The sequence below is a fragment of the Klebsiella sp. JN_Kp127 genome (assembly GCF_040062505.1).
In the GTDB taxonomy this organism is placed as follows: Bacteria; Pseudomonadota; Gammaproteobacteria; order Enterobacterales; family Enterobacteriaceae; genus Klebsiella; species Klebsiella quasipneumoniae.
In genome coordinates, this window is sequence record NZ_JBEAHS010000053.1 from 1 (window position 1) to 16,095 (window position 16,095).

17 protein-coding genes are annotated in these 16,095 nt (G+C 59.8%); 7 read left to right on the forward strand and 10 right to left on the reverse strand.

From position 1 onward, the window contains the following. From dbpA to zntB, 3 genes are all read right to left on the reverse strand, one after another. Window positions 1-1,109 (reverse strand): ATP-dependent RNA helicase DbpA (gene dbpA, locus ABLV04_RS22090; protein ID WP_348816194.1); only part of this gene is annotated, 1,109 nt, incomplete at its 3' end. Window positions 1,110-1,123: 14 nt separating this feature from the next. Further along, window positions 1,124-1,318 carry a hypothetical protein gene (locus tag ABLV04_RS22095; protein WP_071592553.1) on the reverse strand — a complete coding sequence of 65 codons (195 nt, stop codon included), beginning with the start codon at window positions 1,316-1,318 and terminating at the stop codon, window positions 1,124-1,126. 318 nt (window positions 1,319-1,636) lie between these two features. After that, the gene (gene zntB, locus ABLV04_RS22100) at window positions 1,637-2,620 is read right to left on the reverse strand and encodes a zinc transporter ZntB (RefSeq protein ID WP_032436262.1); all 984 of its coding nucleotides are present in this window, start codon (window positions 2,618-2,620) and stop codon (window positions 1,637-1,639) included. Between the two features lie 278 nt (window positions 2,621-2,898). Between zntB and ABLV04_RS22105 the strand changes: the two genes are divergently transcribed. The 3 genes from ABLV04_RS22105 to ABLV04_RS22115 all read left to right on the forward strand — a co-directional run bounded on the left by ABLV04_RS22105 (window position 2,899) and on the right by ABLV04_RS22115 (window position 5,154). Further along, a complete protein-coding gene (locus ABLV04_RS22105) occupies window positions 2,899-3,642 on the forward strand; it encodes a DeoR/GlpR family DNA-binding transcription regulator (protein ID WP_180265668.1) in 744 nt (247 codons plus the stop codon). Then, entirely contained in the window at window positions 3,605-4,723 is a 1,119-nt protein-coding gene (locus ABLV04_RS22110; RefSeq protein ID WP_348816196.1) for an oxidoreductase, read from the forward strand. The genes ABLV04_RS22105 and ABLV04_RS22110 overlap by 38 nt, the downstream gene beginning before the upstream one ends. Window positions 4,724-4,959: 236 nt before the next feature. Beyond that, window positions 4,960-5,154 carry a hypothetical protein gene (locus ABLV04_RS22115; protein ID WP_004203980.1) on the forward strand — a complete coding sequence of 65 codons (195 nt, stop codon included), beginning with the start codon at window positions 4,960-4,962 and terminating at the stop codon, window positions 5,152-5,154. A 274-nt stretch (window positions 5,155-5,428) separates the two neighbouring features. Here the strand turns inward: ABLV04_RS22115 and ABLV04_RS22120 are convergent, their stop codons facing one another. Further along, on the reverse strand, window positions 5,429-6,808 hold the full coding sequence (locus ABLV04_RS22120) for an amino acid permease (protein WP_048334942.1): 1,380 nt from the start codon (window positions 6,806-6,808) through the stop codon (window positions 5,429-5,431). A 334-nt stretch (window positions 6,809-7,142) separates the two neighbouring features. Here ABLV04_RS22120 and ABLV04_RS22125 point away from each other — a divergent pair, with 334 nt between their 5' ends. From ABLV04_RS22125 to ABLV04_RS22135, 3 genes are all read left to right on the forward strand, one after another. Continuing rightward, complete coding sequence (locus tag ABLV04_RS22125; RefSeq protein WP_023289419.1) at window positions 7,143-7,622, forward strand: Lrp/AsnC family transcriptional regulator; 480 nt, start codon at window positions 7,143-7,145, stop codon at window positions 7,620-7,622. Between the two features lie 251 nt (window positions 7,623-7,873). After that, window positions 7,874-8,488, forward strand: a complete 615-nt coding sequence (locus ABLV04_RS22130; protein WP_004176405.1) for a YitT family protein — start codon at window positions 7,874-7,876, stop codon at window positions 8,486-8,488. A gap of 38 nt (window positions 8,489-8,526) precedes the next feature. After that, on the forward strand, window positions 8,527-9,726 hold the full coding sequence (locus ABLV04_RS22135; RefSeq protein WP_023289418.1) for an amino acid aminotransferase: 1,200 nt from the start codon (window positions 8,527-8,529) through the stop codon (window positions 9,724-9,726). Window positions 9,727-9,770: 44 nt separating this feature from the next. Here the strand turns inward: ABLV04_RS22135 and ABLV04_RS22140 are convergent, their stop codons facing one another. Genes ABLV04_RS22140 through ABLV04_RS22150 form a run of 3 tightly spaced genes read right to left on the reverse strand, consistent with a single transcriptional unit; the run spans window position 9,771 to window position 12,257 of the window. Further along, window positions 9,771-10,439 carry a methionine ABC transporter permease gene (locus ABLV04_RS22140; protein ID WP_044522560.1) on the reverse strand — a complete coding sequence of 223 codons (669 nt, stop codon included), beginning with the start codon at window positions 10,437-10,439 and terminating at the stop codon, window positions 9,771-9,773. Continuing rightward, the gene (locus ABLV04_RS22145) at window positions 10,432-11,445 is read right to left on the reverse strand and encodes an ATP-binding cassette domain-containing protein (protein ID WP_032429140.1); all 1,014 of its coding nucleotides are present in this window, start codon (window positions 11,443-11,445) and stop codon (window positions 10,432-10,434) included. Before ABLV04_RS22145 ends, ABLV04_RS22140 begins: the two co-directional genes overlap by 8 nt. Window positions 11,446-11,453: 8 nt before the next feature. Continuing rightward, on the reverse strand, window positions 11,454-12,257 hold the full coding sequence (locus ABLV04_RS22150) for a MetQ/NlpA family ABC transporter substrate-binding protein (RefSeq protein WP_064157537.1): 804 nt from the start codon (window positions 12,255-12,257) through the stop codon (window positions 11,454-11,456). A gap of 220 nt (window positions 12,258-12,477) precedes the next feature. Here ABLV04_RS22150 and ABLV04_RS22155 point away from each other — a divergent pair, with 220 nt between their 5' ends. Further along, the gene (locus ABLV04_RS22155) at window positions 12,478-13,653 is read left to right on the forward strand and encodes an aminotransferase class I/II-fold pyridoxal phosphate-dependent enzyme (RefSeq protein WP_165457876.1); all 1,176 of its coding nucleotides are present in this window, start codon (window positions 12,478-12,480) and stop codon (window positions 13,651-13,653) included. A 19-nt stretch (window positions 13,654-13,672) separates the two neighbouring features. Here ABLV04_RS22155 and ABLV04_RS22160 read toward each other — a convergent pair whose 3' ends face one another. From ABLV04_RS22160 to ABLV04_RS22170, 3 genes are all read right to left on the reverse strand, one after another. Then, window positions 13,673-14,032: a hypothetical protein gene (locus tag ABLV04_RS22160; RefSeq protein WP_023289413.1), complete on the reverse strand. Its 360-nt coding sequence runs from the start codon at window positions 14,030-14,032 to the stop codon at window positions 13,673-13,675. 206 nt (window positions 14,033-14,238) lie between these two features. Continuing rightward, on the reverse strand, window positions 14,239-15,150 hold the full coding sequence (locus tag ABLV04_RS22165; protein WP_060590915.1) for an NmrA/HSCARG family protein: 912 nt from the start codon (window positions 15,148-15,150) through the stop codon (window positions 14,239-14,241). Further along, entirely contained in the window at window positions 15,150-16,013 is an 864-nt protein-coding gene (locus ABLV04_RS22170) for an MBL fold metallo-hydrolase (RefSeq protein WP_180265670.1), read from the reverse strand. Before ABLV04_RS22170 ends, ABLV04_RS22165 begins: the two co-directional genes overlap by 1 nt. Between the last annotated feature and the right edge of the window lie 82 nt (window positions 16,014-16,095).

The window sequence follows — 16,095 nt, forward strand, 5'->3', positions numbered from 1 at the left end:
GGCGCCGGCAGCCAGTTAAGGGATAATTGCAGCATGTCGGCCAGAATGGTGGCGCGCTGCGCCTCTTCCGGCGCGCAGAAGCTGATAGCCAGGCCTTGTTCGCCGGCGCGGGCGGTGCGGCCGATGCGGTGAACATGCACCTCCGGATCCCAGGCCAGCTCGAAGTTCACCACCAGCGCGAGAGATTTGATGTCCAGGCCGCGGGCGGCGACGTCGGTCGCCACCAGAACCCGGACGCTGCCGTTCGCGAAGCGCACCAGCGTTTGATCGCGGTCGCGCTGCTCGAGGTCACCGTGCAGCGATAATGCGCTCTGCCCGGCGGCGTTGAGCGCATCGCAGACCGCCTGGCAATCGCGCTTGGTATTGCAGAACACCACGCAGGACGCCGGCTGATGCTGGCTGAGCAGACGCTGGAGCAGCGCAATCTTGCCGTGACGGGAAACTTCAAAGAACTGCTGTTCGATAGCCGGTAGCGCATCGACGCTGTCAATCTCAATCGTTTCCGGATGACGCTGCACCCGACCGCTGATCGCCGCGATCGCCGCAGGCCAGGTAGCGGAAAACAGCAGCGTCTGCCGGTCAGCCGGCGCGAAGCGGATCACCTCGTCGATGGCGTCGCTGAAGCCCATATCGAGCATGCGGTCCGCTTCATCCATCACCAGGGTCTGCAGCGCGTCGAGAGAGACCGTCCCCTTCTGCAGATGATCGAGCAGACGGCCCGGGGTGGCGACGATAATATGCGGGGCGTGCTGCAGTGAATCGCGCTGAGCGCCAAACGGCTGCCCGCCGCAGAGCATCAAAATCTTGATGTTCGGCAGGCAGCGCGCCAGACGGCGCAGCTCGCCGGCAACCTGATCGGCCAGTTCGCGGGTCGGACACAGCACCAGCGACTGGGTCTCAAAGCGCGACGGATCGATATGCTGCAGCAGGCCCAGCCCGAAGGCGGCCGTTTTTCCGCTGCCGGTTTTTGCCTGCACGCGCACATCTTTCCCCGCGAGGATCGCCGGCAGGGCGGCGGCCTGAACCGGCGTCATCGACAGATAACCCAGCTCGTTAAGGTTGGCTAATTGGGCGGCAGGTAAAACAGTCAGGGTAGAAAAAGCGGTCACAATGTATTCTCGTATTAAAGGACAGACGATCTGCAGGCGCGTATCCTCGCAGATCTCCGCGCCTGATGCGACAATTTAATCGGCTCTTCATCAGGCGGCGGATCGGGCTGCGGCTGCGGGCGCGGTCGCGGATCGGGTAAAGGAACCGGATCGTTCGGCTCGGGCGAGATGGGGATGGACTGGGCTGTCAGCCCTGAAGCGTAATGCATAGTGGCCTCCCGGAAAGTGATACGGGCGTACCCGCAGGCGTAAACGGCCTGAAGACCGTCGGGTGTCTTAGTAAGCGTAGAAGCTGGTCAGGAGAGCGCAAAAAAAAAAGCCGACTCAACAAAGTCGGCGTCGTACGAATCAATTGTGCTATGCAGTAATTCAAAAAAGGAAGTAAGACAATATGGAGCGCAACGCCCATCGCTTGACGTTGCATTCACCTGCGAGAGAGATATTGCCCTGAATAGGTAGAGGGTTTATTGATTTCGCTCAAACATTGCCGGGTTTTCCCGGCATCGTCGCTGCCAAAAGGCGATTCTTTACAACCATTTACTGCGATGTAACCACCACGCAACACCACCGATGACAACGACTAACATCAGGCAAAAGAGGCTAAAGCCCAGATGCCAGCTGTTACCAGGGATCCCCCCGAGGTTGACACCGAACAGGCCGGTTAAAAAGGTGCTGGGCAGAAACACCATCGCCATCAACGACATCGTATAGGTCCGCCGCGCCAGCGACTCCTGCATAATCTGGGCGATCTCATCGCTCATGATCGCCGTCCGGGCAATGCAGCTGTCGATCTCGTCCAGCCCGCGCCCCAGCCGCTCGGCGATATCCTGCATCCGCCGCCGCTGATCGTCGCTCATCCACGGCAGGCGTTCGCTGGCCAGCCGGGCGTAAACATCGCGCTGCGGCGCCATATACCGACGCATCACAATCAGCTGCTTACGCAGTAGCGCGAGAAAACCGCGCGGCGGCACCTGCTGATCGAGCAGGTCGTCTTCGAGGTCGATAATTCGGTCGTGCAGTTGTTCAATAAACTCACTGGCATGATCGGTCAGCGCGTCGCAGACTTCCACCAGCCAGCTGCCGCCATCCGTCGGCCCATTGCCCTCCTTCAGGTCGCCCAGCACATCGTCCAGCGCCAGCACTTTGCGCTGACGAGTGGAGACGATCAGCCGCTCATCCATATACAGACGCATCGCCACCAGCTGGTCTGGCCGTTCATCGGTGCTGCCGTTGATGCAGCGCAGGGTAATCAACGCCCCGTCGCCGATCCGCGTCACCCGCGGTCGGGTGCTCTCGCCCGCCAGGGCATCGCGCACGTTATTGGGCAGCAACGGGGTGGCCGCCAGCCAGTCGGCGCTGTCGCTATGGGTATAGTTGAGATGCAGCCAGCAGGGCTTCTCTTTGTCGATAATATCGTCATCGGCGAGCGGCTTCACGCCCCCCTGCCCGTCGAGCACCCACGCGAAGATCGCGTCCGGTATCTGCAACTCCGAGCCTTTAATCGCGTCCACTCAACCTCCGTTAATCCATGCCTGTCGCATTGCGCGCGCTCTGTATAAGGTACGCGAAAGCGCGCTTTTTCGCTGTTTATTGCCCGGTGAAAGAGGCTAATCGCTTCATTAAAAAGCGCTTTCCCCCGGGCCGCGCCCGCTTTCCTCATTTAACGTTAAAGTGTAGTGAAATCAAGTTCTTCAGGTTTTGCGCGGTTCACTGCGACCTTTTGCGGTTTATTTTGCGGCTTTTTGTTGTATTATGCCGTTTATTGCGTCAATTTGCGGAGTCCCTCGCCATGCATAAGCTCGCGCGACAAAAACACATCCTTGACCGGCTGAGTGAAACCGGTCAGCTGAGCATCAGCGAACTGGTTGATGCGCTGCAGGTGTCGGCCGATACCATACGCCGGGATCTCAGTGAGCTGGAAAACCAGGGGGTACTGCAGAAAAGCCACGGCGGCGCCATCGCGCTTAACGTCCCGGCGATGACGCGCCAGGGAAGAAACGCCCTGCTCCCCGGAACGAAACAGCGTCTGGGCCAGCAGGTCGCCGCGCGCATCCCCTCCGGCTCGACGCTGTTTCTCGACGCCGGCAGCACACTGCTGGCCGTCGCTACCCAGCTGAAAGGCCCCATGACCTTGATCACCGCTTCGCTGGATATCGCCCAGCTGTTCAGCGACCGCGCCGATATCCAGCTTATCCTGCTTGGCGGCCAGTGGGACAGTGAACAGCGGCTGTTCGCCGGCAGCGCCACGCTGTCGCTGGTGGCGCGCTACCGCGCCGATATCGCGATTCTCGGCGCCTGCGCGTTGCATGCCGAACTGGGCCTGAGCGCCAGCCAGGAGGCCGATGCGGACGTAAAACGCGCCATGCTCGCCGCCAGCGCGGAACACTGGCTGGTGGCGGACCATACCAAAGTCAACCATTGCGAACCCTGGCTGGTGGCCGGTCTCAGCGACATTCACCATCTTTTCCTCGATCGTCCCTGGCCTGAGCTGGGGGATGACCCTGCCCTCTCTGTACATATTGCTGACGCTTAACAACGTGGAGAACCTGATGAGTAACAACACGATAAATATCGCCCTGATTGGCTATGGCTTCGTCGGTAAGACTTTCCACGCGCCGCTTATCCGTTCGGTGCCGGGCCTGAACCTGGCCTTCGTCGCCTCGCGCGATGAAGAGAAAGTCAAACGCGACCTGCCGGACGTCACAGTGATCGCTTCCCCGGAAGCGGCGGTCCAGCACCCGGATGTCGATCTGGTGGTTATCGCCTCCCCTAACGCCACGCACGCGCCGCTGGCCCGCCTGGCGCTGAACGCCGGCAAGCATGTGGTGGTGGACAAACCCTTTACTCTTGATATGCAGGAGGCCCGGGAGCTGATCGCCCTGGCGCAGGTGAAACAGCGGCTGCTTTCCGTCTTCCATAACCGCCGCTGGGACAGCGACTATCTCGGTATCCGTCAGGTTATTGAGCAGGGCGCCATCGGCACGGTGAAACATTTTGAGTCCCATTTCGACCGTTTCCGCCCGGAAGTCCGCGTCCGCTGGCGCGAGCAGAACGTCCCCGGCAGCGGCTTATGGTTCGATCTGGGGCCGCACCTGATCGATCAGGCGCTGCAGCTGTTTGGTCTGCCGCAGTCGGTACAGGGCAATATCGCCACCCTGCGCGACGGCGCGGAGATCAACGACTGGGCGCATGTGGTCTTAAACTACCCGGCGCATAAAGCGATCCTCCACTGCAGCATGCTGGTCGCGGGGGGCTCCTCGCGCTTCACGGTGCATGGCGATAAAGGCAGCGTTGTTAAAGCCCGGGCCGACCAGCAGGAGAGCCAGCTGCTGGCGGGTGTGGTGCCGGGAAGCGCCGGCTGGGGCGAGGATGAGGATGGGCTGGTTATCTATGACGCCTCGCTGCAGACCCAAACCCAGCCTACCCCGCCGGGCGATCAGCGCCAGTACTATATGCAGATCCGCGACGCGCTGAAGGGCCTGATCGCCAATCCGGTGCCGCCGGTGCAGGCGCTGGCGGTGATGGCCGCCCTGGAAGCGGCGGCGCGCTCTGCAGAAAGCGGCGTGGCGCAGACCCTCGACCTGACCGACGACGAGCGCAACGCGCTGCGCTAAGCCTGTCGTTACTCCGGTTATCTGCGCAGCCTGCAGGTAACCGGATCGCCACCCCGACTGCAGAAATAATCACTGCCTGTCAGCAGATTATCCTTTCTTTATCCTGCCTTTTTGCCTAAAGCACCGCTGGAAATTTCAGCCAATTGGGAGGAGGATAGAGGACAGATCGATCGTGATGAGAACAAGGTTGCTGACGCTGTGGACGCGGTGACCGCAATACCGGACAGGAGAAGCTCATGTACTACACGTTAGGAGATACCACTCTCCATTTTTATCGCTATCAGTGCAAATTCTACGTTGCCCACTGGGAAGGAGGGAACGTGATGGACGAAAAATTTAAACCGTTTATCGAGCAGATCACTGAGAAGACCGGGCTGGACGCGAAGCGCGTCGAGACCGCCGCGCGCGATTATTTTACTAACGTGGATTAACAGGCAGCCTGTTGCGGTATACCCAAGGCCAGGCCGACGCGCCTGCCGTTGATCTCCCCCCTTCCGCCGCCACGGCCCTCGTTCCTGCTGGCGGCTCTCCTTCCCCACCGGCGATAAACAGGATAACGACCAGCCAGAACCCCATGCTGTCTCCCCCACGCTTTTGTCAATTTCCAGACCGATAACGTGAGATGTCATTTATCGTAATTATCTATTTCCCCGTGATTTTTTAGTCGAAACACTATCGCCCTGCCGCCAGGCAGGGCGTCGGCGACTACCGCTCCTCCAGCGCCGCCACCGGCTCCGGCGCGCTTTTCCTGCGCAGCAGATAGCCTGCGGCAAGGATCAGCAGCCATAACGGGATCAGGCAGACGGAGATGCGGATGTCCGGGGTCAGATACATCACCCCGAGGATCCCGGCGAGAAACAGCAGACACAGCCAGTTTGTCAGGGGATAGGCGAAACTCTGGAAAGCCGTTACCTTCCCGGCCCGCTGCATGGCGCGACGGAACTTAAGATGAGTGATGCAGATCATCGCCCAGTTGATGACCAGGGCGGCTACCACCAGGGCCATCAGCAGGGCAAAGGCTTTCCCGGGCATCACATAGTTAATCACCACGCAAAGCGCCGTGGCGACGGCGGACACCGCCAGGGCGTTCAACGGGATCCCGCGGTGGTTCACCCGCAGCAGCGCGCGCGGGGCGTTGCCCTGCTGAGCCAGGCCGAACAGCATCCGGCTGTTGCAGTAGACGCAGCTGTTGTAGACCGACAGCGCGGCGGTGAGCACCACCAGATTGAGGGCGTTGGCCACAATATTGCTGTCAATGGCGTGAAAGATCAGCACAAAGGGGCTTCCCCCTTCCACGACGTTCCGCCACGGGTAGAGTGACAGCAAGACCGCCAGCGACCCCACATAAAAAAGCAGAATACGGTAGATCACCTGGTTGGTGGCTTTGGGAATGGTTTTATGCGGTTCGTCGGCTTCCGCCGCGGTGATCCCCACCAGCTCAAGCCCGCCGAAGGAGAACATGATCACCGCCATGGCCATCACTAAGCCCGTGATACCGTTAGGGAAAAATCCCCCGTCCTGCCACAGGTTGGCCACCGTCGCCGCCGGCCCGCCGTGACCGCTAAATAATAGATAGCAGCCAAAGGCGATCATGCTGATGATGGCGGCCACTTTGACAATCGAGAACCAGAACTCCAGCTCGCCATACACTTTGACGTGCGTCAGGTTGATGGCGTTGATCGCCACGAAGAAGATTGCCGCCGACAGCCAGGTGGGTACCTCCGGCCACCAGTACTGAATATAGATGCCCACCGCCGTCAGCTCCGCCATGCTTACCAGCACGTACAACACCCAGTAATTCCAGCCGGACATAAACCCGGCGAAGGGCCCCCAGTAGCGGTTGGCGAAATGGCTGAACGACCCCGCCACCGGCTCCTCTACCACCATTTCGCCAAGCTGACGCATGATAAAGAAGGCGATAACCCCGGCGATGGCGTACCCCAGCAGGACCGAGGGGCCTGCCATACGGATCGTTTGCGCGATACCTAAAAACAGTCCGGTGCCGACCGCCCCCCCGAGGGCGATCAACTGGATATGGCGGTTTTTTAACCCGCGCTTTAACTGATGCTCTTGCTGCGTTGTCATCTCTGACCTGCCCCTGTTTGTAAAAAGTCACTTTCGCCGGTAGCAACTTTCAGGCCAGTGGATCGCCGCGGAGCGTCAGACCAAAATTAATCCATTGAATGATATTGAAATATTATTTTCTAGTTCGTTCTGAAAGCTGGTCATCGCGCCGCTGACCTGGCGCATAACGCGCAAAAATTGGCCAGATGACGCACAGATCATGAGAAAACAAGTAACTGAATGCATGAAGCTGACCCGTTTTGGTGCATCCGGTTTGCCGCCGTCGGGTCAGGCTTCACGCCAGGCAAAAAACTGTTAGGCTGGTAGCCACTTTTACGTTCCGCTAGTGGCCACTATGTACAACATCGACGACTATGATCTGAAAATTCTTACCCTGCTGCAGGCCAATGGCCGTTTGACCAATCAGGAGCTTAGCGAGCTTATCGGCCTGTCCGCTTCCCAGTGTTCGCGCCGCCGTATCGCCCTTGAACAGGCGCAGCTTATCCTCGGCTACCATGCGCGTCTGGCGCCGGATGCCGCCGGGCAGGAGATGCTTGGCCTGATTGAGGTGCGCCTGCTGAATCACACCCCGCAATGCGTGGAGAGCTTTCATCAGATGCTCAGTGAAGTGGACGCCATTCTGGACGCCTGGAAAACCACCGGCGACGCCGATTATCTGCTGCGGGTAACGGTCCCGGACCTGCCCGGACTGAGCCATTTGATCAGCCATATTCTGGCGCAAAACAAAGGGGTGGCTCATCTGAAAACCGCCGTCGTGCTCAACCGCCTGAAGGAGAACGGCCAGCTGATGCCGGGCACGCCCTCGCTGCGCTGAACCGGAGCACAGTGCCCTGCGCTGGTGCAGATGCGGGGCCAGCCAATGCGTGATAAGCAGTAAATTCGCACAACTTACGCATTTCATAACCATTATGCGCACGACCCGTGCGATTTTCTCTTTCCAACAGAACAACAGGTTAGGCTAAACCACGGCTATTTTTTCCGCAACCAATCGCCCGGGCACGCTCCTCTGGTGCGATTTTTGCAAACAAGAGCTTATCCTTGTTAACGAAAAGATAGTGCTTATTTATGGATAACGTCCTTTCCCCTGAAAAACTGACCCACACCTGGCTGGAGGATGCCCTGGCGCTGCTGTTCGGCACGCTGATGATCTCCTTTGGCATTATCCTGTTTCGCCAGGCCGGCGCCCTGACCGGCGGGACGGCAGGCATGGCCTTTCTGATCCACTACGCCACCCACCTGCCGTTCGGCGTGGTTTTCTTCGCCATTAACCTGCCCTTCTACTGGCTCTCCGTCCGGCGGATGGGCGCCGCCTTCACGCTGAAAACCTTCTGCGCGGTCGGACTGGTGTCGCTGTTCTCCGACCTGCACGGCTACTTTATCCATGTCGATCGCCTGAACCCCTATTACGCCACCCTCTTCGGCAACATCATGGTCGGTATCGGCTTTGTGGTGCTGTTCCGCCATAAAGCGAGCCTCGGCGGCGTCAATATTCTGGCCCTCTATCTGCAGGATAAAAGCGGCATCCGCGCCGGTAAATTCCAGATGGTGGTGGACGCCTGCATCGTCACCGCCTCGCTGTGGGTGGTTAGCCTGCCGATGCTGCTGGTCTCTGTCCTCGGCGCCGTGATTTTGAATTCGATTATCGCCATGAACCACCGCCCAGGACGCTACGCGGTGTAATGGCTTCACCTTGAACGGTCATTTCAGGAGTAACCACTGTGTTCCAGAACGTTGACGCCTACGCGGGCGATCCTATCCTGTCGCTGATGGAAGCCTTTCAACAGGATCCCCGGGCAGACAAAGTTAACCTTAGCATCGGGCTGTACTATAACGAGCAGGCCATCATTCCTCAGTTGGAGGCGGTCCGTCAGGCCGCTGACCGGCTGCAGAGCCAGTTGCACAAGGCCAGCCTCTATCTGCCGATGGAGGGACTGGCTCCCTATCGCCGCGCGGTCCAGACGCTGCTGTTTGGCGAACACCATCCGGCGTTGCGTGCCGGACGCATCGCCACCATCCAGACGCTGGGCGGCTCCGGCGCGCTGAAGGTGGGTGCTGATTTCCTCAAGCGCTACTTCCCCGACTCCGCGGTCTGGGTCAGCGATCCAACCTGGGAGAACCATGTGGCCATCTTTGCCGGGGCGGGTTTCGAGGTGCATACCTATCCCTGGTTCGACAGCGCCACCCGTGGGGTCAATTTCCCCGCGATGCTTGCCGCCCTCCAGCAGCTCCCGCCGCGCAGCATCGTGCTGCTCCATCCTTGCTGCCATAATCCGACGGGGGCCGATCTCGCCCCCGAGCAGTGGGATCGGGTGATTGAGGTGTTGATCGCCCGGGAGCTGATCCCGTTCCTCGATATTGCCTACCAGGGTTTTGGCCGCGGGCTGGATGAAGATGCCTATGCCATACGCGCCATCGCCAGCGCCGGACTGACGGCGCTGGTCAGCAACTCGTTCTCGAAGATTTTTTCACTGTACGGCGAGCGTGTCGGCGGCCTGTCGGTGGTCTGTGACAACGCCGATGCCGCCGGGCGCGTGCTGGGCCAGTTGAAAGCTACCGTACGCCGCAACTACTCCAGCCCGCCGGGGTTTGGCGCCCAGGTGGTGTCGCAGGTGCTCAACGATCCCGAGCTGAATGCCCTGTGGCAGGGGGAAGTGGAGGCCATGCGCACCCGCATCAGCGCCATGCGCGTCGCGCTGGTGAAGGCCCTGCAGGCAGCCCTGCCGGCGGCGGATTTTTCCTATCTGCTGACCCAGCGCGGCATGTTCAGTTACACCGGCTTTAGCGCCGATCAGGTAGACGTTCTGCGTGAAGAACATGGCATCTATCTGATTGCCAGCGGTCGCGTCTGCGTGGCCGGGCTCAACCACGGCAATATTGCGCGGGTAGCCAGCGCCTTCGCCGCGGTCTGCGCACGCTGATCCGCTTTCCCGCTGGCCGGGGCAACCCCGGCGCGGTATAGCAGTTATTCGCGACGCAGTCGGCGAGCCAGGCGGGTGCCCAGCGTCTGAATAAGCTGGACAATAACAATCAGCACCAGGGCGGTGGTGAGGGTGGCAAAGGCGTCGAAACGCTGATAGCCGTAGGTGATCGCCAGGTCGCCGATCCCGCCGCCGCCCACCGTTCCCGCCATGGCGGTCGCGCCAAGCAGACCGATGGTCGCGGTGGTTAGTGCCAGAATCAACGACGCCGCCGCCTCCGGCAGCATGAAATGCCAGACGGTCTGCAGAGGGGTCGCGCCCATGGCGTCTGCGGCCTCAAGGATCCCCTCATCCACCTCCAGCAGCGAGCTCTCCACCAGCCGGGCAATATAGGGGGCGACAAAAACGATCAGCGGCACGATGGCCCCCGCGGTGCCGATAGTCGTGCCCACCAGCAGCCTGGTGAAGGGCAGGATCACAATCAGCAAAATGATAAACGGCAGCGAGCGCAGCACGTTAATCAGCGGATTCAGCGCCTGATGCACCACCGGGTTGGCCACGATGCCGCCAGGACGGCAAACCACCAGCACAATTCCCAGCGGGACGCCGAGCAGCGCGCCAAAGCCCAGTGAGATGGCGACCATAATCAGGGTATCATGCAGCGCCAGCAGAAACTGCTCGCCGGTAATGGCGGTATCAATTAGATCAAACATGGATGATTTTCACTCCTGCGTCGGCCAGATGGGTGATGGCGCGTTCGGTTTCGTCAGGCTCGCCGAGGAGTTGCACAATCATAAATCCCAGTATCCGGCCCTGAACTTCGGACATGCTGGCAAACAGGATATTCACCTCGACAGCATACTCGCGGATCAGGCGGTTAATGATCGGCTGCCGGGCCGTCGCGCCGATAAATTCGAGGCGTAAAGCCCGGGCGCCGTTGTCGCGCTGCAGGAGCGACGCCACCCGCTGCGGCAGGCGATCGTGCACCACCGACTGCACGAAACTGGCGGTGACCGGATGCTGCGGCTGGGCAAAGAGATCGAAAACCGTCCCCTGCTCAACAATGCGCCCGGCCTGCATCACCGCCACTTTGTGACAGATTGTCTGGATCACTGACATTTCATGCGTAATCAGCACAATGGTGATGCCATAGCGGCGATTAATCTCCTGCAGCAGCAATAAGATCTGTACCGTAGTATGGGGGTCGAGCGCCGAGGTGGCTTCATCGCACAGCAGCACCGACGGGTTGGTGGCCAGCGCCCGGGCGATACCGACCCGCTGCTTTTGCCCTCCCGACAGCTCATTCGGGTAGCTGTGCATTTTGTCGCTCAGGTCGACAAACGCCAGCAGCTCCGCAACCCGCGCCTGGATAAAAGCCTTGTCGCGTCCCTGCAAAATAAGTGGGATAGCGATGTTATGAAATACCGTTTTCGAATTCAGCAGATTAAAATTCTGAAAGATCATGCCGATATCTTTTTTGATCGCCTGCAGGCGCTGGCCGCTGCAGTCCTGGAGCGACTCACCGTTCAACACCACCTCGCCCTCACCCGGCGTTTCCAGACGATTAATCAGCCGCAATAAGGTGCTTTTCCCTGCGCCGCTGTAGCCAATAATGCCGAAAATATCGCCCCGGTCGATACTGAGATTAATATCCTGCAGGGCCAGAACCGGATGCCCTTTTCTGTTAAAGGTTTTACTGACATGGCGAAATTCTATCATCGCGTTATTCATTTTAAATAATCAGGCAGCAGGTAACCATCATACTGCGGATGGCTGAGAATATATTTTTTGAAATCGGCAGAGTGATAGCCGTCGATGATATCTTTGGCAAACTGCGCCTTCTGATTTTTACCGGCAACGGTCACAACGTTAATAAAATGGCTGGTGGCGGCCTCCAGCTTTAATGCCGAGGTAAGCGCCATGCCGCTGGAGACGGCGAAATTACCCTGAATCAGGCCATAGTCGACGTCCGGCAGCGCGCGAACCTGCTGGGCATTGTCCATCTCCTTAAGCACGATGTTATAGGGGTTGGCAACGATATTACGCTGCGAAAAGGTGGCGGGATCGCTGTCCGGTTTAATCTTCACCCAGCCGAGGCTTTCCAGCACCAGTACCGCGCGATATTCGTTCGACGGCTGGTTTGGCACCGACACCACCGTGCCGGCTGCCGGGGTGCCCAGGGTCCTCAGCTTGCCGCCGTACAGACCCATCGGCGGCGTGGGTACCTGCACAATGCCGACGTTATCGGTCCCCAGTCGCTCATTGATCGCTTTCAGGTATACCGGATGCTGCATAATATTCGCTTCGATATCGCCGCGAGCTACCGCGTCATTGACCTGAATACCGTCGCTGAAATCTTTATATTCGATTTTATATCCTTTACTCAATAAATAGGGGGCGACCCCTTTTTCAAACTGCTCTTTATACGGCCCGGGGTTAAAGCCGATACGAATAATTTGATCGGCGGTGGCGTAAAAGGAGGTGGCGGATAACAGGGCGAGCGTCACTCCGAGCGCAACTGACTTGTTCATAAGGTATTTTCCTGGAAGGTTGGCGATATCGAGCGATTAAATCACAGCCGAAAGCGGGTTGTAAGCCAGAACGCCGGATTTCCTTTTGCTTATTCCACATAAACTTTTGCCATCCCGACATATCCTAAAAACAATAATCCTTTGCATATATTGTTATTTAGCCAGGCGCAATAAATCCCTTAAAGATGGCAGATTATTGATAACGTAAACCGGGAAAATTATGCCTGATTTCGCTGCTTCACCGCTGGTGGACGCCCTGGAAGAGAATCTGTTCAGCCTGCTGGAAAAACTGGCCGCGGAGGTCAACACCGACGCGCTGCCGTTGATCGACCTCTCCAGCGGCAGTCCGGATCAGCCCACTCCGCCGGAAGTGATTGACTCGCTGCAGAGCGCCATTCATCGTCGTGAAAACCATGGCTACCCGTCGTTCTGGGGCAAGCCGCAGGTCCGCGAAGCAATCGCCCATTTTTATCGCCGCCAGTATGATGTGGAACTCGATCCGCACAGCGAAGTCGCGGTATTTCAGGGCTCGCATATCGGTATTGGTGGCATCCCGCGGGCGCTGCTCCGTCCCGGACAATACCTCATCTCCACCGATCCCTGCTATCCCATTTACCGCTCAGCGGCGCTGCAGTCCCAGGCGGCGTTTTATGGCCTGCCGCTCAGGGCTGAGAACCACTTCCTGCCGGATTTTAACGACCTCCCCCGGGAGGTGGCTGACCAGGCCGGGCTGGTGGTGCTTAACTATCCGCATAACCCCACCGGCGCCCTCGCCACGCAGGCGCTGTTCGCCAGCGCCCTGCAGTTTGCCCGCCGTCACCAGGTGCCGATCCTGCATGATTTTGCCTATGCGGCCATCGGCAGCGCGGCCAGCGATGCGCCGCTGAGCCTTTTCTCTCAGCCCGGCGCGAAAGCGTGGGGAGTGGAGACCTACACCTTCTCCAAGACCTTTAATATGGCCGGCTGGCGCTTCGGCTTCGCGGTCGGCAACGCCTCGATTATCCGGGCGTTTAAAAAACTGCACACCCACAGCTACAGCACGGTGTTTGGCGCCATTCAGGATGCAGCAATCGCCGCGCTCAGCCTGCCGGCAGAACGGATTGCGCAGCTGACGGCGGTGTATCATCAGCGCCGGGAGTGGGTTCTGCGTCGACTGGCCGCACTGCGCTGGCCGGTTCGTGCCGCACAAGGTACTTTCTTCCTCTGGCTGAGCGTGCCGCCCGGGTACCGTTCACAGGAGTTTGCCCGCCTGCTGCTGCAGGAGGCGCATATTCTGGTGGCGCCAGGCACTGGTTTTGGCGATGGGGGTGAAGGGTTTATTCGCATCAGTCTGACGGCTGGGGATGACGCGCTGAGCAAGGCGCTGGACCGTCTCGCCCGGCTGGCGCTGTTTTAGCGCCCGCCTCGCGGAGTCGTTACACCTTCAGGTAGCCCGCCATGCGTTGAATACGCGCGGCGGAATAGTCATAGCAGGCGCTGGCGGGTTTACCCAGTACGCGATATTTGGCGCCATTGTAAAAGGCGGTCTTATTCTCCTCTTCCAGAAAGCGCCGGGAGACGGTGTCGCTGAAAATACGGTCGCCATCCGACTGCGGCTGATAGCGGCTGGATTTGACGCTCTCCCACGCCACGCCGATCGGCTTATGGTCATAGCCGGTCATACAGAACAGCCGGTTGGAGGCCAGCAGATCGGCCTCGATGGTTTTAAATTCCGCCGCCGTAGCGGCGCAGGTTATGCTTAACAGGCAGGCCGAAGCCCATCGGTAAATTGTCATTATTCAGGCGATCCCAGAGAGTTTCCTCCATTCTAAGCGGCTGAAAATTCTGGACGTTCACTTTCACCTATCGTTGCCAGCAAAAACCGCAAAATAATTTACACTCAGACTCCTCGTGCGTTGTCTTAACGACCTGCAGGCCTTCCCTGCGCAGCTCATCCGCCGGGCCAGACAACGAGACGCCGGCGGGAAGGATATAGCCGTCTTTAACGATTAAACGCCCAGCGGGTCCCGCTGGTCAGCGCCCGCTCGAAGGCGGGACGGCCGGGGCCCGCCAGCCAGCCGGCGAAGGTGTGCAGCTGCGGGTGCAGCTGGCGCAGGGCGTCGAGGTCGGCGTGCCCCGCCAGCCGCCCGTCGTCCACCAGCCCGGTCAGCTTGTGCAGAAAAGGGCTGGCGGCCAGCACCTCGTCGGAAAATCGCGAATAGGGGATCGGCCGTCCCGCCGCCGCGGAGAATAACGCCTCCAGCTGACGACCGGTCACGCTGTCGCTGGCGATCTCGAACGTCTTGCCGGCAAACCGCGCCGGCGCGGCAAAAATCGCCGCGACAAGCTGGCCGATATCCTCCACCGCCAGCACCTGCATCCTCCCCTCCGGCAGCATAAAAAAGTGAAAATGACCTTCATCAAGGCCAAAACCGGGCATCACCAGCAGCTCCATAAAGGTGGCGGGCCGCACGATGGTCGCCGCCAGCGGCAGGCGGCGGATATGCCGCTCAATCGCCGCTTTGGTGTCATAATGCGCTACGCCGGTCGGCGTCTCCCCCGCCGCGCTGCCGGAGCTGTATACCAGATGCTTCACCCCGCACTCGACGGCAAGGTCGGCGATGGTTATCCCGTAGCGCACCTCCTGCTCATCGGTTACCGTCCCGCCCGGCGAGCTGGGCTGCACGCTGAAGACGCCGTCGACCCCGGCCATCGCCGCCCGCATTGCCGCCCGGTCTTCAAAGGCGCCCACGACCAGCTCGGCTCCCCGCGCCGCCAGCGCGACAGCCCCGGCGGAGAAAGGATCCCTGACCAGCGCCCGCACTCGCCAGCCGCGGTGCAGCAGCGCCCGCGCCACCGAGCCGCCCTGCTGGCCGGTGGCGCCAAAAACCAATACGATTTGGGCATTATTCATCACCGTTCCCCCTCGTCAGCAGATCGTTCTCCGGCGTCTCGCCAGCGATACTCCCCTGGCCTGTCCTCCTCCAGCCAACCGCAGGAGGGTCCAGCGAAATGGCCGGTGAACCATTGGGCATGATGGCTTGCGCACCACGCCATCATCTCGCGTCGCGAGCGTTCCGCCTGCCGGAGATCGCCGCAGAACGCCGAGCTCCAGTGCGGATGGGTAAACTGGCGCGGGGAATGCAGAAGATCGCCTGAGAAACAGGCGTAGTCATCGCCAGAGGAGAGGATCAGCGCGGCATGGTCCGGACTGTGGCCTGGGGTAGGGATAAAGGCGATCCGCCCGCCGACCAGCGGCCTGGCCGCGACATCCACGGTCTCCAGCTGGCCAGCCTCGATCACCGGCAGCAGGCTGTCGAGCCACAGCGCCCGGTAGCGTTCGCTGTTCTTCACCCGCGTGAGCTCTTTTGCCGAACACAGGTAGCGCGCGTTGGGAAACAGCGGCGCCCAGCGATCGTCCCGCCAGACGGTATTCCACCCGACATGGTCGGTGTGCAGGTGGGTCAGTAGCACCAGGGTCACCTCCTCCGGGTTCACTCCCGCGGCGCGGAGATTCTCCAGATAGGGCGTGTTAAGTTGATGATAGAGCGGATTGCCGCCGCGCTCCCGACCATTGCCGGTGGCGGTATCGATAACGATCAGATCGTGGGGAGTCTGTACCACCCAGCTGTGGATTGACAGCGCGATTGGCTGATTATCGGCGTCCGCCTCCGTCACAGGGAACGCCGCGGGATAGAGCGCCGCCGGCTGCAGGCTAATCTCGCGCTCCGGCACTTTGAATATCAGGCTGTCGCCTGTCTGGTAAGTTTGCATCACTCCCTCCGCGCGCATTGCGCTGGTTGATTTACCGGGGTGATATTCACTATGCTGCCGGGATAACCCACATTCAAATTGATTA

What these genes read in the sequence shown, in the direction of transcription:
- ABLV04_RS22095 (WP_071592553.1), bottom strand. Translation starts at nt 1,318, where the DNA reads ATGCATTACGCTTCAGGGCTGACAGCCCAGTCCATCCCCATCTCGCCC.
- ABLV04_RS22105 (WP_180265668.1), top strand. Translation starts at nt 2,899, where the DNA reads ATGCATAAGCTCGCGCGACAAAAACACATCCTTGACCGGCTGAGTGAA.
- ABLV04_RS22110 (WP_348816196.1), top strand. Translation starts at nt 3,605, where the DNA reads ATGACCCTGCCCTCTCTGTACATATTGCTGACGCTTAACAACGTGGAG.
- ABLV04_RS22115 (WP_004203980.1), top strand. Translation starts at nt 4,960, where the DNA reads ATGTACTACACGTTAGGAGATACCACTCTCCATTTTTATCGCTATCAG.
- ABLV04_RS22120 (WP_048334942.1), bottom strand. Translation starts at nt 6,808, where the DNA reads ATGACAACGCAGCAAGAGCATCAGTTAAAGCGCGGGTTAAAAAACCGC.
- ABLV04_RS22125 (WP_023289419.1), top strand. Translation starts at nt 7,143, where the DNA reads ATGTACAACATCGACGACTATGATCTGAAAATTCTTACCCTGCTGCAG.
- ABLV04_RS22130 (WP_004176405.1), top strand. Translation starts at nt 7,874, where the DNA reads ATGGATAACGTCCTTTCCCCTGAAAAACTGACCCACACCTGGCTGGAG.
- ABLV04_RS22140 (WP_044522560.1), bottom strand. Translation starts at nt 10,439, where the DNA reads ATGTTTGATCTAATTGATACCGCCATTACCGGCGAGCAGTTTCTGCTG.
- ABLV04_RS22145 (WP_032429140.1), bottom strand. Translation starts at nt 11,445, where the DNA reads ATGATAGAATTTCGCCATGTCAGTAAAACCTTTAACAGAAAAGGGCAT.
- ABLV04_RS22150 (WP_064157537.1), bottom strand. Translation starts at nt 12,257, where the DNA reads ATGAACAAGTCAGTTGCGCTCGGAGTGACGCTCGCCCTGTTATCCGCC.
- ABLV04_RS22155 (WP_165457876.1), top strand. Translation starts at nt 12,478, where the DNA reads ATGCCTGATTTCGCTGCTTCACCGCTGGTGGACGCCCTGGAAGAGAAT.
- ABLV04_RS22160 (WP_023289413.1), bottom strand. Translation starts at nt 14,032, where the DNA reads ATGACAATTTACCGATGGGCTTCGGCCTGCCTGTTAAGCATAACCTGC.
- ABLV04_RS22165 (WP_060590915.1), bottom strand. Translation starts at nt 15,150, where the DNA reads ATGAATAATGCCCAAATCGTATTGGTTTTTGGCGCCACCGGCCAGCAG.